Origin of the sequence: Tateyamaria sp. Alg231-49 (assembly GCF_900143535.1) — a bacterium.
Lineage (GTDB): Bacteria > Pseudomonadota > Alphaproteobacteria > Rhodobacterales > Rhodobacteraceae > Tateyamaria.
Map to the genome: position 1 here is coordinate 120,162 of NZ_FRFA01000009.1, position 14,237 is coordinate 134,398.

Below are 14,237 nucleotides of genomic sequence, written 5' to 3' on the forward strand. Positions count from 1 at the left end.
GCTGGGGCCACAAATCTGCGTTGGCCTTTTGGCGGTCGACTCGCCTAGCGTCCACGCCATGACATATGACCTCTATATCGGCGATCGCACCTTTTCGAGCTGGTCCCTGCGCGGCTGGCTGATGATGGAAAAATTCAACCTCCCTTACCGTACACATCTTGTTGGTCTCTATGGTGGAACCATGGCCGCAGAGATGGCATATCTGGCCCCCGTGCGGCTGGTTCCGGCGATGAAGCGTCCGGATGGGACGGTTGTCGGCGAAAGCCTCGCTATGGCTGAAACGCTCGCCGAGGAAAACCCTGGAGCGGGTATGTGGCCGGCAGACAGTGCGGCACGGGCCACAGCGCGGATGCTGTGCGCCGAAATGGTCGGCGGTTTCAGTGCGCTGCGCGGCGAGTGCGCGATGCAGTTGCAACACGTCAACGTGGGCTACGTCCCGTCCGAGGCAGTGCTGCGCGATATCGCCCGCGTCGAAACTCTGTGGGCGCATGCCCGAACATTCAAAACGGAAGGTCCATGGCTATTCGGTGCCTATAGCCTCGCGGATGCGTTCTATGCGCCGGTCTGCGCCCGAATTGTTGGCTATGACCTGCCAGTCAGTGACGCCTCGCGTGCATATTGCGAAACGACCCTCCAAGACCCCGCGTTCAAGGCATGGAGAACGGAAGGCCTCAAGGTCATCTATGACCCGTTCCCCTACGACATGGGCGTGCCGACAGCGGAATGGCCCGTCGCCTAGTCAGCCAAGAAATTTCTGACGCGATTCACGCGCGATGTTGTAGCGCAATTCGAGGCGGGCGAATTCAGCCATCGCTTTCTTTCGCTCTTCGGGGTCAATCAGTGTGGCCAAACGCGCCTTGTGTGCATCCAACTCTTTCTTGATCCGGATTTCCTCGGGAACCACACCTGCCTGCGCCATCATACGAAACCCAACCGCTTCACCGACATCGACAAAGGCCTCCTCAGGACGCTTGGGCAGAGGCTGACCTTCACCCTCCAACCGCTCAAGCTGGCCCCGCAAACGGGCCTTCTGGATCTGACGTTCAATCAATCTCTGCAGGCTACCGAGCATGGTGCATTCTACCAACTTGAGTGCGAGCCGTCCAACTTCCCTGCGTTAACCAATCATAAACCACCCGCCGCTAGCCATTAACCATATCTGGTGAAGGTGAGATCATGGTGACACGGGCCTATACAGTGGCGTTTCAGGGGGTCGAGGCGCGCGAAGTCGAAGTGCAATGCGCCATGACACCCGGATTGCCGGGCTTCTCTATTGTCGGGCTACCGGACAAGGCCGTGTCAGAAGCACGCGAACGGGTGCGGGCCGCTCTTACGGCGATGTCCATCGCCCTGCCCTCCAAACGGATCACGATCAACCTGTCCCCTGCCGATCTGCCTAAGGAAGGGTCGCACTTTGATCTGCCCATTGCGCTGTCCCTGCTGGCAAGCCTTGGGATCCTGCCCCCGGACGCGGTCGAGGGAACAGTCGCCTTGGGCGAGTTGTCCCTAGATGGCAACCTGATCCCGGTCTTGGGGGCACTGCCAGCAGCGATGGCCGCCGCCGAACAGGATCGCGGGCTGCTTTGCCCTGCCGGGTCCGGATCTGAGGCGGCGTGGGTCGATGCAACTCGCGTCACCGCAGCCAAGACGCTGGGCGACGTCGTGCGCCACTACACCGGCCAAGTCCCGCTGGAACCGGCCAAGGCCGGACAAATTGCCAGCGACACAGGCCTGCCTGATCTGGCGGACGTGAAAGGACAGGAGCGGGCGAAGCGCGCGCTGGAGGTCGCCGCAGCAGGCAGACATCACTTATTGATGGTGGGCACGCCCGGATCAGGCAAGTCGATGCTCGCTGCGCGTCTGCCGGGCATACTGCCGCCGCTTTCCGCGATGGAGGCGTTGGAAACTTCCATGATCCACTCGCTTGCCGGATTGCTCGACGCAGGTGGAATTTCGATGGACCGTCCGTTCCGCGAACCCCACCACACCGCGTCTATGGCAGCGATCATCGGTGGAGGACGGGGGGCCAAACCGGGCGAGGTTTCTCTGGCCCACAACGGCGTGCTGTTCATGGACGAGTTCCCCGAGTTCCCACGCACCGTGCTGGAAACCCTGCGCCAACCGATTGAGACGGGCGAGGTCATGATCGCACGGGCCAACAACCACGTGAAATACCCCTGCCGGTTCATGCTGGTGGCAGCCGCAAACCCTTGCAGATGCGGCTATCTGTCCGAACCCGCACGGGCCTGTGGGCGCGCCCCAATCTGCGGAGACGACTATATGGGACGGATATCCGGCCCGTTGATGGATCGGTTCGACCTGCGCGTGGACGTGCCTCCGGTCAGCTTCAGCGATCTTGATCTGCCCAGTAACGGAGAAAGCTCGGCGCTCGTGGCTGCACGGGTCTCTGACGCCCGCCAACTACAACTGACTCGCTTTGCCGATACGTCCTATCGCTGCAATGCGGACCTTAGCGGCGCAACGCTGGACGATTTAGCGGCCCCAGACGCCGATGGGCGTGCCTTGTTGACACGTGTGGCTGATAGGTTTGGGCTCTCGGCACGGGGATATCATCGGGTGTTGCGTGTTGCACGAACGATCGCCGACCTAGATGGGAGCACAGATGTGCGCAAACCGCACGTCGCCGAAGCGGTCAGTTACCGCATCGGCGCGCTCGCCCCGGTTTGAGTCTTGATCCACCCCGCCAGTTGATCCAGCGTCGTTTTCGCCTCTGGGATAAGGTTGTGAAACAAGGGCCAGACATGCGGCAAATCCCGGGCCACGGACAGGTCAACCTTGACGTTTTGGGCCTTCAATCGGTCAGCCAAACGCACCGAGTCATCCAGCAGGATTTCGGTGCCCCCCACGGCCAGCCACACCGGCGGTGCGCCCGAGAAATCTGCAAACAGAGGGCTGACGCGCGGATCGTCTGCGCTGTGGCCATTCAAGTAGTCGCGCGCCGCCGCCTGCAAACGCGCAGCAGGCAACACCACATCCCGCGCAGCGTTGGTCCGAATGCTGTCCCCGGTGAACGCAAGGTCCAGAAGTGGCGACAGGGCAAACGCCCCTGCGGGCAACGGCCCCCCCGCCGCGCAGAGATCGGCAAGCAAGGCTATGACCAGATTGCCGCCCGCGCTGTCCCCACCAATGATCAAATCAGCTGGATCAACGCCGCTGGCCAACAGCGCGCGATAGGCGGCAAGGCAGTGATCGGGGGCGGCAGGAAACGGATGCTCGGGCGCCAAAGGATACCGCGGCAAAACGGCGCGAGCGCCCGCACGCTTGGCAAGATTCGACAGCATTGCCGCATGGGTCGACGGACTGCCAAACACATGCGCTCCGCCATGAATGTAAAACAGGGTACGCCCGCACTTGGTCTCACGCGGCGTGATATGAAGCGCAGGCGCGCCTGCCAGATCGTGCCACGCGCGGTTCACCCCAGGAGGGGCATGAAAGAAGAGCCGGGACTTGATTTCCAGACTGCGGCGCAGCGCCGCCGGGGTGCTGGCCCGTGTCAGAAACGGTTTTTCGGTCAGACGCAGATAGGGATTGAGAATGCGCGAACGCAGACTCACACGAATTTGCTCTCAATGGCCACCCAGATCTTTTCCGCAATGTTCACACCGTCAAATCGCTCAAGCTCTTGAATGCCAGTGGGCGAGGTAACGTTGATTTCGGTCAGATAATCGCCAATCACATCAATACCGACAAAGACCTGACCGCGTTCTTTAAGCAACGGGCCGATACGCGCGCAGATTTCCAGATCCCGTTCACTCAGGCCAATCTTTTCCGGACGGCCACCGACATGCATGTTCGACCGGGTTTCGCCTGCGGCAGGTACACGATTGATGGCTCCGACGGGTACGCCATCGACCAAAATCACGCGCTTGTCACCATTGCTAACGTCGGGAAGGAACTTCTGAACGATCAGCGGTTCCCGGCTGAAACCGGTGAACAGCTCGTGCAGCGAGGACAGATTGCGGTCATTGGCATCCAGACGGAACACACCAGCGCCCCCATTGCCGTATAGAGGTTTTAGGATCACATCTCCATGCTCGGCCTTGAACGCCTTGATGGTGTCCAGATCGCGGGCAATGGTGGTTGGCGGGGTGAGGTCAGGAAAATCGAGAACGAGCAGCTTTTCAGGGAAATTTCGCACCCAGAAAGGGTCATTCACAACCAACGCGTCACCCTTCAACCGGTCCAACAGATGGGTCGAGGTAATGTAGTGCATGTCAAAGGGAGGGTCCTGACGCAGCCAGACGACATCAAAGTCGGCCAAATCAACCTCTCGCATCTCGGACAGTTGCGCATGATCACCCTGCACCCGCTGAACGGTGAAATCCTGACCACGCGCCGTAATTCGGCCGGTTTGATACGCAAGCTGATCCGGAGAATAGAAGAACAACTCATGCCCGCGCGCCTGCGCCTCTTCAGCCAGCCGAAAACTGCTGTCCGCATTGATATCCACGTCCCCAATCGGGTCCATCTGAAAGGCAATCTTCATGGCACATCTCCGGCATGTTTCGCGCCTTTGATGGCGCAGCCAGACGAGAGGCGCAATGAAAATGGACTGTGCGCAGACGCACGCAGAACAACCTATCGGGTGCTAATGGATCAGATCCACCCACAGAGCGCGTTTTCAAGCACGCTGACTTGTCCATGCTGATCCATCAACGCGACATCAAACCGGATGTCTGTCAGGTTGCCCATGGGCCGCGTGCCAACATACTCTTCAGCGGTGGCAAATAACCGGCGGACCTGGTGCGGCGTGATGTGAGACAGAGCCGCCTCGAAACTATGGCTCTTTTTCACTTCGACCATGACAACACCATCGCCGTCACCAAAGATAAGATCAATCTCACCTCGCTGACCGCGCCAGCGCATCTCCAAAAGAACATACCCACGCGCCCGGTAATCGGCCGCCACGCTGTCTTCTGCAGAAAGCCCAGCCAAATATGCCATTCGCCCCCGGTCTTTGCGCGTTAAAACAATAGCATTGGAAACCTTAAAGCCATTGGGTGCGGGCACATATGTCATCACGTTATCCTCTGATCACGTACATCAGTCGCGCGAAATGGACAGGGCGCGCTGATACACTTGCCGTTTGGGCACATCCAAAGTTTCGGCCACAAACGCCGCCGCATCCTTCACAGACATATCCTTCAACGCTGACCTTAGCGCCGATTCGATGTCTATTTCCCTAACGTCCACCCGTTCTGAGCGTCCGATCAGGACGACGATTTCGCCTTTCACGTTGGCTGAAGCATAGTATTCGGCAAGTTCCGCCAATGTACCGTCGCGTTTTTCCTCGAATTTCTTGGTCAGTTCCCGACACACGACACAGGCGCGGTCTGCGCCCAAAATCTCTGCAGCATCGTTCAACATGGCGCCCAGACGTTTTGGTGATTCATACATGACCAGTGTGGCTTTCACCCCGGCCAGTTCCGCCAGCCCCGCCTTTCTCCCACTCCGACTTGCAGGCAAAAAACCTGCAAAGTGAAAAGCATCCGTAGGCAGCCCCCCCACTACAAGCGCTGTGAGAACCGCCGATGGTCCGGGCGCACAGGTCACTGGTACCCCGGAGGCACGCGCGCTGCGCGCCAGCTCAAACCCCGGATCAGCGATCAACGGCATCCCTGCTTCCGAGGCATAGGCCACGCTTTCACCAGCGGCTGCCCGTGTCACCAACCGTGCCACAACGCCTTCTTTGGAATGCTCATGCAGCGCCTCGATCCTACGCCCGGCCAAAGGCACGCCGTGGATGTCCATCAGTTTACGCAAGGACCGCGTGTCTTCGGCAACCAGCACATCGGCGCTCGCCAACACATCCAGCGCCCTGAGCGTGATGTCGCGCGCCGTTCCGATGGGAACGCCGACAAACCACACTCCGCCGCTCAGAACGACCTTATTATGATTCAAAGCTGGACCCGCCTCTGTGTACGTTTATGATCTGCCTCAAACGGGACGGAGCAGGACGCGCACCGCCCGCGACAGCTGGGAGAGAGAATTTTTATGTTTGCGTTTTTAAAGTCTTTGCGCAAGGCCGCACGCCGCGCCATCATTCCTGTGGCCGCTCTTGGTCTGGCGGCCTGTGACACTGCCCCAATCGGCAGCGGCCCGGCCATTGATACATCCAAGCCTGTGCCGGTCGCCCTGCTTGTGCCGCGCGGATCGGGACAATCCAGCGATGATCTACTTGCACAGAACCTTGAAAACGCGGCCCGCCTTGCGATGCGCGACCTGAACGGCGTCGAAATCGATCTGCGGGTCTACAGTACTGCCGGAAACGCCCAAACCGCCGCTACCCAAGCGGCAGCGGCCATCAACGACGGTGCGCAAATCATCCTTGGCCCGCTCTATGCTGAAGCGGCCAATGCCGCTGGCGTAGCCGCAGCCGCCGAAGGGGTCAACGTACTGGCCTTTTCTAACAATACGACAATCGCTGGCGGCAACGTCTTTGTGTTGGGATCAACCTTTGGCAACTCCGCAGACCGGCTGGTCAGCTACGCCACGAGCCAGGGACGTCGCAATATCGTGGTGGTGCACGCCGAAGACGTAGCCGGCCAACTTGGTCGCGACGCCATTACCCAGTCCATCGCGCGCAACGGCGCCACGCTCGCCGGCACTGTAGGGTATCCGCTGTCCCAACAAGGCCTGATCGCCGCCGTACCGCAGATCAAAGCGACGGTGGACAATGCGGGCGCAGACTCAGTGTTCCTGACGGCAACGCCTTCTGCTGGACTCCCCCTTCTGACACAACTGCTGCCCGAAGCAGGTGTCGCGCCCACAACAACCCAGTTTATCGGCCTTGCCCGCTGGGACAGCCCATCGCAAACGCTGGATTTGCCTGGGGTACAGGGGGGCTGGTTTGCCCTGCCCGATCCAAACCGAAGTGCTGCGTTTAACAACCAGTACCTGACGGCCTATGGCAGCGCGCCACACCCTCTGGCGGGCCTCGCGTTCGATGGCATTGCAGCAATCGGAGCACTGGCCAGTCGGGGCGACTCGAACGCCTTGTCGCGTTCGTCATTGACCCAAGGATCAGGTTTCCAAGGGGCGTCGGGCATCTTCCGACTGCGCGGGGACGGCACCAGTGAACGTGGGCTGGCCATCGCCACTGTGCGCGAGAACCGGGTCACCATCATCAGCCCTGCACCCACCAGCTTTGGCGGGGCGGGGTTCTGATCACACGGTGAGCGATCTTACCCTTAAAATCCCTGAAAAAGTCCTGCCAGAGCTGATCTGCGATCCATCAGACGTGTTTGATGTCGCTGCATTCGATGCTCTGTTGGACAAAGCCATTGCGGACAACGACAGAACTGCCCGCACGGCGTTACTTGAGCACCTGAAAGCTGCGCAAGTGGACGGTCGGGCCTGCATCGCAGATGCTTTTCGCAAGCATCCCTTCCGCTCTCGCCCTACCACGCGGGCCTATTCTTACCTCACCGACTGCCTTTTCGGGGCGGCCTTTCGCACGGCGCAACACCTGTTGCATCCCAACCCCACTCCGACCAAGGGCGAACGGATCGCAGTGCTTGCGGTGGGGGGCTATGGGCGCGGTGAAATGGCGCCGTTTTCTGACGTCGATCTGCTGTTCCTGACGCCCTACAAAATCACGCCATGGGCAGAAAGCGTGATCGAGGCCACACTCTACCTGCTCTGGGATCTAAAACTGAAAGTGGGGCATTCCAGCCGAACCGTGCGCGATTGCATCCGACTGGGTGGCGAAGATTTCACCATCCGCACAGCCATGCTGGAAAACAGGTTCCTACTGGGTGATCCTGACCTTGCGACAGAACTGGACAGCCGACTGCGCGCAGACCTTTTTGAAGGCACCGAGCGGGATTTCATCCGTGCCAAACTGGCCGAACGCGAAACGCGCCACCGCAAGCAAGGGCAACGTTATGTGGTCGAACCCAATGTCAAAGAGGGCAAGGGGGGCTTGCGCGATCTGCAATCACTGTTCTGGATCGGCAAGTATATCTACAAGGTGCAGGATGCCGCCGAACTTGTGCCTTTGGGGTTGTTCACGCGAGACGAATTCCACGACTTCGTGAAGGCCGAGGATTTCTTGTGGGCCACGCGGTGCCACATGCACTTGCTGACCGGACGGCCTACGGAACAATTGACCTTTGACATGCAGGCCGCTGTTGCGGACGCCATGGGATACGAGGACAAGTCAGGGCGGCGCGGTGTTGAGATTTTTATGCAGGCCTTCTTTCGGCAAGCCACCGTGGTGGGCGACCTGACCCGGATCTTCCTGACTGAACTGGAGGCGATCCACCTCAAGGACGAACCGTTGCTCGACCGTCTGTTCAAACGGCGGCGGCGGGTTAAACCCGGCTACGAAGTAATCCACAACCGGTTAGCCATCGCGGACGACGCCGCCTTTCTGAAAGACAAACTGAACCTGCTGCGCCTATTCGAGGAGGGGCTGCGTACGGGCATGCTGATCCACCCGGATGCCATGCGGCTCATCAAATCCAACCTTGATCTGATTGACGAAGAAATGCGGCGCACACCCGAGGCGCAGCGGATTTTTCTCGATCTGATGCTGAAACACGGCAACCCCGAACGCGCCTTGCGAAGGATGAACGAACTTGGGGTGCTGGCCGCTTTCATCCCCGAATTCGAACATGTCGTCGCGATGATGCAGTTCAATATGTATCACTCCTATACAGTGGACGAACACATCATTCAGTGCATCGCGCAGCTGGCCATGATCGAAAAGGAGGAGCTGGTTGAAGACCTGCCTGTCGCCTCCTCGATCCTGAAACGAGGTGTCAACCGACGGGTACTTTATGTGGCGCTGTTGCTGCATGACATCGCCAAAGGCAAACCCGAAGACCACGCCATTCTCGGTGCTCAGATGGCACGCAAGATTGGGCCACGGCTGGGTTTGAAACAGGACGAGGTGGACACGGTCGAATGGCTGATCCGATACCACCTCCTGATGTCGGACATGGCCCAGAAACGCGACATCGCCGACCCTCGCACCGTGCGCGACTTTGCCAAGGCAGTGCAGACCGTCAAACGGCTCGACCTGCTGTGTGTGCTGACAGTCTGTGACATCCGCGGCGTCGGTCCCGACGTTTGGAACAACTGGAAGGCCGTTCTGATCCGCGCGCTTTACCGGCAGACCAAACGGGCGCTTGAGGATGGGATGGAAGCCCTTACCCGCGAGGGACGCGGGACAGAGGCCAAGCGCGCCCTGCGCGAGGCGCTGTCAGACTGGCCGCGCAAAGACCTGCAAACCGAAACCACACGGCACTACGAACCTTACTGGCAAGGTCTGCACGTCACGGCCCACGTGGCTTTTGCAAACATGCTGCGCAACGCGGACGGGTCCAAGGTTCTGATCGACCTGTACCCAGACGAAGACCGGGATGCCACGCGCGTCTGTTTTATCATGCCAGACCACCACGGCATCTTTGCCCGGCTCACCGGGGCGCTGGCACTGGTCGGTGCCAATATTGTCGATGCGCGCAGCTATACGACCAAGGACGGATTTGTAGCCGATGCGTTCTGGGTACAGGACGCGGACGGCAATGCCTTTGACCCTTCTCGCCTGCCACGTCTGCGCAAAATGATCGAACGGACCCTTGCGGGTGAAGTGGTGACACGAGACGCCATCAAAGACCGCGACAAAATTAAAAAGCGGGAAAAAGCGTTCCGCGTGCCCACTCATATCACCTTCGACAACGACGGGTCTGACATCTACACGATCATCGAGGTCGACACGCGCGACCGCCCCGGCCTGCTGCACGACCTGACGCGGACGCTGGCGGCGAGCAATGTCTATATCGCCAACGCGGTCATCGCGACCTACGGCGAACAGGTCGTGGACACCTTTTATGTCAAAGACATGTTTGGACTGAAATACTTCTCGGAAAACAAACAGGCGAGCCTTGAGAAAAAGCTGCGCACCGCGATAAGCGAAGGCAGCGCACGGGCCGAAGGCTGATGGCTCAGCCGTTGCCAAGGCAACGCTGGCGCGCACAACTATTTTGTGTTCTCAACCTGCGGATCGAGCTAGATGCGCTCCCCCAAAGCATGAACCACAGGATTTAAAGCCCAAGCAGCAAGTGGTAAGGGTGCAGGCGCAATCAAGGATGCCGATACATGCCTGATCAAAACACCAGCTTCTTTCATATTGCCACCCAACGCAGCGTGGTGGTGCGCGCCGCACGTATTGCAACCGTTGTGGGGCTCATCCTCGCCGTTATCAATCATGGGGATACATTGGTTTCTGGTGCGGCGACCCTGTCAACGTGGTTCAAGATCGTGCTGACCTTTCTCGTCCCGTTCGGCGTATCGACGTTTTCGTCTGTGCTGGCCGTACGTGAGCGTATGCAAATGGTTGAACCGATGAAATGAGAGCGTTGGCTATGACCCCGGTTTACCAGAACATAAAAATACTCAAGGTAACGGCATTCTGATATCTCTGATGCCAATCATCTCCAGCAAGGCACCCGCCATGGACAACAGTAAATTCGACACCGGCATGAAAACGCGGCGCGCCGTTCTGGGAGACGCTCATGTGGATCGGGCCGAGGCGTCCAAAACCGACTTTGACACTACGTTCCAAACTCTGATCACCGAAGGCGCATGGGGCACCGTTTGGTCCTCTGACGCGATCAGCCTGCGTGAACGTTCCATGATCACACTCGCCCTTCTGGCAGCCACCAAGAACTTTGACGAAATCCCAATGCATATCCGCGCCACAGCCCAGACCGGGGCAACCAAGCAGGACGTCATCGAAGCGTTTCAGCATGTCGCGATCTATGCCGGGGTTCCGGCGGCAAACCACGCCATCAAGCTTGCCAAACAAACCTATGCAGAGATGGAGGCAAACCCTGAATGACGCGCAAGGACCTAATACAGCGTGACCGCGAATGGCATCCGCCGGCCTACGCCCACGACTACAAATCCAGTGTGACGCGCTCACCGCGCTATGCGCTCCTGTCCCTCGACAACTCCGAAAGCGAACTCAGCGGGCCGACCTTTGGACACTCCGACATTGACCCGCTCGATAACAATCTGATCCGCAACTACGCCAAGGACGGAGACGCCATTGGCGAACGTATCATCGTTCATGGCCGTGTACTGGACGAAAACGCGCGCCCTGTGCCCAATGCGCTTGTCGAGATCTGGCAAGCAAACGCAGGCGGGCGTTATCGGCACAAGAAAGACACCTACCTTGCACCAATTGACCCGAACTTCGGTGGATGCGGGCGGACCCTGACGGACGAAAACGGGCGCTATGCCTTTCATACCGTCAAACCCGGCGCTTACCCGTGGCGCAACTGGGTCAACAACTGGAGGCCAGCGCATATCCACTTTTCCGTCTTCGGCACCGCTTTTGCGCAGCGCCTGATCACACAGATGTATTTTGAAGGCGACCCGCTGATCGCGAAATGTCCCATCGTCAAATCCATCCCCGACCAGCGCGCCATCGACCAATTGGTCGCGGCCCTTGATCTCAACGAAACGGTGCCGCTGGACAGCATCGCCTACAAGTTCGACATCGTGTTGCGCGGCCATCGCTCAACCTTTTTCGAAAACCGTCCCGAGGGGAACTGAGAATGGTCCAATCGTTGAATTACCTCAAAGAGACCGCCTCTCAAACCGCTGGGCCTTACGTCCATATTGGATTGGCCCCGGGTGCCGCAGGCTTTGACATCTACGCTAATGAATTGGGACGCGACATCACCGGCCCCACCGCCAAGGGCGACCGGATCACAGTGACAGGCACGGTCAGCGATGGCACGGGCGCCCCAGTCAAGGATGTGCTTATCGAGGTCTGGCAAGCCAACGCTGACGGCGTTTACCCCGGCGAAGGCCACGTCGAAGACGGTTTTCGCGGCTTTGGCCGTGCGATCCCCGATTTCGACAGTGGCGTGTTTACGTTTGAGACGATCAAACCCGGCGCAGTGGCCGCGAGCAATGGCAAGCCCATGGCCCCACACATTAACCTCTGGCTTGTGGCGCGGGGGATCAATGTCGGGCTGAATACGCGGATGTATTTCGGGGATGAGACTGAGGCAAACGCCGCCGACCCAGTATTGGGCCTGATCGAGCAGGTCCACCGCCGCGACACCCTGATCGCACGCCCGGATGGGTCCACCTATCACTTCGACATCTGCCTTCAGGGCGATGCCGAAACCGTCTTCTTTGATATATGAGCGTAACCTATGACCAAACCTTGCATTATCTGCGTCGCCATCACCGGGTCCGTGCCGACCAAGAAAGACAACCCCGCCTTACCGGTCACGGTCACCGAACAGGTCGAGAGCACCCACGAGGCCTTTGAGGCGGGCGCAAGCATCGCCCACTGCCATGTGCGCGATGATGAAGGCAAACCAACTTCCGATCCTGACCGGTTTGCCCTGCTCAAAGAGGGGCTGGAAAAACACTGCCCGGGCATGATCATTCAACTCTCCACAGGCGGACGCTCGGGCGCAGGTCTTGAGCGGGGCGGCATGCTGCCCCTGCGCCCTGACATGGCCTCGATCTCTGTGGGGTCCACTAACTTTCCTACCCGCGTCTATGAAAACTCGCCGGACCTCGTGGACTGGCTTGCTGGCGAGATGCGCAAGTACGACGTCAAACCCGAGGTCGAAGCCTTTGACCTCAGCCACATCTTTCAGTCCAAAAAGATGGCCGATGCAGGCGACATCATCGGCACACCCTACGTCCAATTTGTGATGGGTGTGAAAAACTCCATGCCCGCCGACCGCGAGGTCTTCGATTTCTACGTCAAGACGGTGCACAGGTTGTTTGGAACAGACGCACCGTGGTGCGCGGCGGGCATCGGTCGGTCGCAGCTAGAGCTTAACGAGTGGGCGATTGCGGCAGGCGGGCACGCGCGCACTGGGCTCGAAGACAACGTGCGGATGGACCGGGAGACACTCGCCCCGTCGAATGCAGCACTTGTGGCGCGGGCCGTCGAAATCTGTAAAAAACACGACCGCCCCGTCGCCACTTCCACGCAAGCGCGCGAGATTTTGGGGTTAAGGCCAGTGGCAGCCTGACCCCAACCCGTCGCGACGCTTGCGGCGCCCGACAGGAAATTCTGGCAATAGGGTAGATACTCAATTAGCCATGAATACAGGATAAAAAGGTGGGTATTATGGAACGGTTCGCCGACAGTCACGACAGCTTCTACATCAGCGAAGTCGCCGAGCAGGCCAACGAACTGGCCGCATCCATCCCCCAACTCCTCGAAAAGATCACGCTGCTGCAAGCAGCTGTGAACGACTTTGCCAAGCTCAATCTGGAAGAGGGAACAATCCCCGAAGAATCCTTTGGCTACATACCTCTCGACCTTGGCGAGTTCTTCGCAAAGATCTTCGCACTGGAACAGGCTCTGACACTCGACGTGGATTACCGGCATCCCGAACTGCGCCACCGTCCCTGCACGTTCCTTGAAGTCGGATGTGGGGGAGGGCGTTTGGTGCATCTGCTCAGTTGCACCGACCGGTTCAACTTTGACAAGATCCACGGGTTCGATATCTCAGAACCGATGATCAAGGCCGGACAAGCCCGGTACGGGCTGGGAAGCAACCTGTTTGTAGAGGACTGCCTGACCTTTGATTACTCGGGCTACGACGTGGTCTTCTTCTACCGGCCTCTGCAAGACGATGATGCCGAAACAGCATTCGAGAACCGGCTGATTGAAACCCTGAAACCCGGCACATTTATTGTCGGGGCCGGGCAAGAGTCACTGGATAACAACCGCAAAGTTGTGGCCAAGGACGACCAAAACTCGATCTTCAAACGGCTCTGACAATGTCCGCGTAGCGCTTTGGGAACTCAAAGCCGCGAGATCGCGATCACACGCATATCCCAGAGTGGCCATTGATCGAGGAATATCACAACGCTCGTTTAGGACGCCAAGACCAGCCAAATCGTTAGCCCGAGGAGTTTTCCTTCGACGAATAGGTGCGGCAACTGTACGCCGCCCAGAAGATACAGGTGCGATTAGAGACTAAAGCAACGTGCCGATACCCCGGAGTTTGGAACGCAGTTGCTCGTGTTGATCGCTCCTAATTTTCGGTCTGAAAAAGCCGCGGGCATTCAAGAAGACATTGCAGAGCATGTTTCCTGAGCATTGCTGCCCACTTTTGTCGAAGGCAGTATCCCGAGTTTTACGCTCAACCCCGTCTTTTGCCGACCTACATCTAAATCGCACATTTGCCTCGGGTGGAGGTTTGCGCGCGATAGGTTTTGTC

At 58.8% G+C, this 14,237-nt stretch carries 15 protein-coding genes; 10 read left to right on the top strand and 5 right to left on the bottom strand.

Translation table 11 applies throughout. The features are described 5' to 3' along the window. Nucleotides 1-58: 58 nt before the first annotated feature. Nucleotides 59-739, top strand: coding sequence for a glutathione S-transferase (locus DHN60_RS15145; RefSeq protein WP_108838164.1), 681 nt, complete (start codon nucleotides 59-61; stop codon nucleotides 737-739). On the opposite strand, the gene DHN60_RS15150 is transcribed toward DHN60_RS15145, so the two are convergent. Next, nucleotides 740-1,072, bottom strand: a complete 333-nt coding sequence (locus DHN60_RS15150; protein ID WP_108838165.1) for a DUF1992 domain-containing protein — start codon at nucleotides 1,070-1,072, stop codon at nucleotides 740-742. It lies immediately after the preceding gene. Between the two features lie 104 nt (nucleotides 1,073-1,176). Between DHN60_RS15150 and DHN60_RS15155 the strand changes: the two genes are divergently transcribed. Then, nucleotides 1,177-2,688, top strand: coding sequence for a YifB family Mg chelatase-like AAA ATPase (locus DHN60_RS15155; RefSeq protein ID WP_108838166.1), 1,512 nt, complete (start codon nucleotides 1,177-1,179; stop codon nucleotides 2,686-2,688). On the opposite strand, the gene DHN60_RS15160 is transcribed toward DHN60_RS15155, so the two are convergent. The 4 genes from DHN60_RS15160 to rsmI all read right to left on the bottom strand — a co-directional run bounded on the left by DHN60_RS15160 (nucleotide 2,658) and on the right by rsmI (nucleotide 5,922). Then, nucleotides 2,658-3,575 (bottom strand): alpha/beta hydrolase, encoded by a 918-nt coding sequence (locus DHN60_RS15160; RefSeq protein ID WP_108838167.1) that lies wholly within the window; start codon nucleotides 3,573-3,575, stop codon nucleotides 2,658-2,660. The two genes, DHN60_RS15155 and DHN60_RS15160, sit on opposite strands and share 31 nt — an antisense overlap. Beyond that, entirely contained in the window at nucleotides 3,572-4,507 is a 936-nt protein-coding gene (gene gshB / locus DHN60_RS15165) for a glutathione synthase (RefSeq protein ID WP_108838168.1), read from the bottom strand. Before gshB ends, DHN60_RS15160 begins: the two co-directional genes overlap by 4 nt. Before the next feature lie 110 nt (nucleotides 4,508-4,617). Continuing rightward, the gene (locus DHN60_RS15170; protein WP_108838169.1) at nucleotides 4,618-5,040 is read right to left on the bottom strand and encodes a YraN family protein; all 423 of its coding nucleotides are present in this window, start codon (nucleotides 5,038-5,040) and stop codon (nucleotides 4,618-4,620) included. A gap of 24 nt (nucleotides 5,041-5,064) precedes the next feature. After that, nucleotides 5,065-5,922, bottom strand: coding sequence for a 16S rRNA (cytidine(1402)-2'-O)-methyltransferase (rsmI, locus tag DHN60_RS15175; RefSeq protein ID WP_108838170.1), 858 nt, complete (start codon nucleotides 5,920-5,922; stop codon nucleotides 5,065-5,067). Nucleotides 5,923-6,015: 93 nt separating this feature from the next. Between rsmI and DHN60_RS15180 the strand changes: the two genes are divergently transcribed. The 8 genes from DHN60_RS15180 to DHN60_RS15215 all read left to right on the top strand — a co-directional run bounded on the left by DHN60_RS15180 (nucleotide 6,016) and on the right by DHN60_RS15215 (nucleotide 13,792). After that, entirely contained in the window at nucleotides 6,016-7,188 is a 1,173-nt protein-coding gene (locus DHN60_RS15180; RefSeq protein WP_108838171.1) for a penicillin-binding protein activator, read from the top strand. A gap of 7 nt (nucleotides 7,189-7,195) precedes the next feature. After that, on the top strand, nucleotides 7,196-9,967 hold the full coding sequence (locus DHN60_RS15185) for a [protein-PII] uridylyltransferase (RefSeq protein WP_234423655.1): 2,772 nt from the start codon (nucleotides 7,196-7,198) through the stop codon (nucleotides 9,965-9,967). Between the two features lie 158 nt (nucleotides 9,968-10,125). Beyond that, the gene (nrtS, locus tag DHN60_RS15190) at nucleotides 10,126-10,380 is read left to right on the top strand and encodes a nitrate/nitrite transporter NrtS (RefSeq protein WP_108838172.1); all 255 of its coding nucleotides are present in this window, start codon (nucleotides 10,126-10,128) and stop codon (nucleotides 10,378-10,380) included. Between the two features lie 100 nt (nucleotides 10,381-10,480). Then, nucleotides 10,481-10,867: a 4-carboxymuconolactone decarboxylase gene (gene pcaC / locus DHN60_RS15195; protein WP_108838213.1), complete on the top strand. Its 387-nt coding sequence runs from the start codon at nucleotides 10,481-10,483 to the stop codon at nucleotides 10,865-10,867. Next, on the top strand, nucleotides 10,864-11,586 hold the full coding sequence (gene pcaH, locus DHN60_RS15200; RefSeq protein WP_108838173.1) for a protocatechuate 3,4-dioxygenase subunit beta: 723 nt from the start codon (nucleotides 10,864-10,866) through the stop codon (nucleotides 11,584-11,586). The genes pcaC and pcaH overlap by 4 nt, the downstream gene beginning before the upstream one ends. A gap of 2 nt (nucleotides 11,587-11,588) precedes the next feature. Further along, complete coding sequence (pcaG, locus tag DHN60_RS15205) at nucleotides 11,589-12,188, top strand: protocatechuate 3,4-dioxygenase subunit alpha (RefSeq protein ID WP_108838174.1); 600 nt, start codon at nucleotides 11,589-11,591, stop codon at nucleotides 12,186-12,188. A gap of 9 nt (nucleotides 12,189-12,197) precedes the next feature. Continuing rightward, nucleotides 12,198-13,037: a 3-keto-5-aminohexanoate cleavage protein gene (locus DHN60_RS15210; protein ID WP_108838175.1), complete on the top strand. Its 840-nt coding sequence runs from the start codon at nucleotides 12,198-12,200 to the stop codon at nucleotides 13,035-13,037. 98 nt (nucleotides 13,038-13,135) lie between these two features. Beyond that, nucleotides 13,136-13,792 carry a class I SAM-dependent methyltransferase gene (locus tag DHN60_RS15215; RefSeq protein WP_108838176.1) on the top strand — a complete coding sequence of 219 codons (657 nt, stop codon included), beginning with the start codon at nucleotides 13,136-13,138 and terminating at the stop codon, nucleotides 13,790-13,792. The last annotated feature ends 445 nt before the right edge of the window (nucleotides 13,793-14,237 follow it).

What these genes read in the sequence shown, in the direction of transcription:
- DHN60_RS15145 (WP_108838164.1), top strand. Translation starts at nt 59, where the DNA reads ATGACATATGACCTCTATATCGGCGATCGCACCTTTTCGAGCTGGTCC.
- DHN60_RS15150 (WP_108838165.1), bottom strand. Translation starts at nt 1,072, where the DNA reads ATGCTCGGTAGCCTGCAGAGATTGATTGAACGTCAGATCCAGAAGGCC.
- DHN60_RS15155 (WP_108838166.1), top strand. Translation starts at nt 1,177, where the DNA reads ATGGTGACACGGGCCTATACAGTGGCGTTTCAGGGGGTCGAGGCGCGC.
- gshB (WP_108838168.1), bottom strand. Translation starts at nt 4,507, where the DNA reads ATGAAGATTGCCTTTCAGATGGACCCGATTGGGGACGTGGATATCAAT.
- DHN60_RS15170 (WP_108838169.1), bottom strand. Translation starts at nt 5,040, where the DNA reads ATGACATATGTGCCCGCACCCAATGGCTTTAAGGTTTCCAATGCTATT.
- DHN60_RS15180 (WP_108838171.1), top strand. Translation starts at nt 6,016, where the DNA reads ATGTTTGCGTTTTTAAAGTCTTTGCGCAAGGCCGCACGCCGCGCCATC.
- nrtS (WP_108838172.1), top strand. Translation starts at nt 10,126, where the DNA reads ATGCCTGATCAAAACACCAGCTTCTTTCATATTGCCACCCAACGCAGC.
- pcaC (WP_108838213.1), top strand. Translation starts at nt 10,481, where the DNA reads ATGGACAACAGTAAATTCGACACCGGCATGAAAACGCGGCGCGCCGTT.
- pcaH (WP_108838173.1), top strand. Translation starts at nt 10,864, where the DNA reads ATGACGCGCAAGGACCTAATACAGCGTGACCGCGAATGGCATCCGCCG.
- pcaG (WP_108838174.1), top strand. Translation starts at nt 11,589, where the DNA reads ATGGTCCAATCGTTGAATTACCTCAAAGAGACCGCCTCTCAAACCGCT.
- DHN60_RS15210 (WP_108838175.1), top strand. Translation starts at nt 12,198, where the DNA reads ATGACCAAACCTTGCATTATCTGCGTCGCCATCACCGGGTCCGTGCCG.
- DHN60_RS15215 (WP_108838176.1), top strand. Translation starts at nt 13,136, where the DNA reads ATGGAACGGTTCGCCGACAGTCACGACAGCTTCTACATCAGCGAAGTC.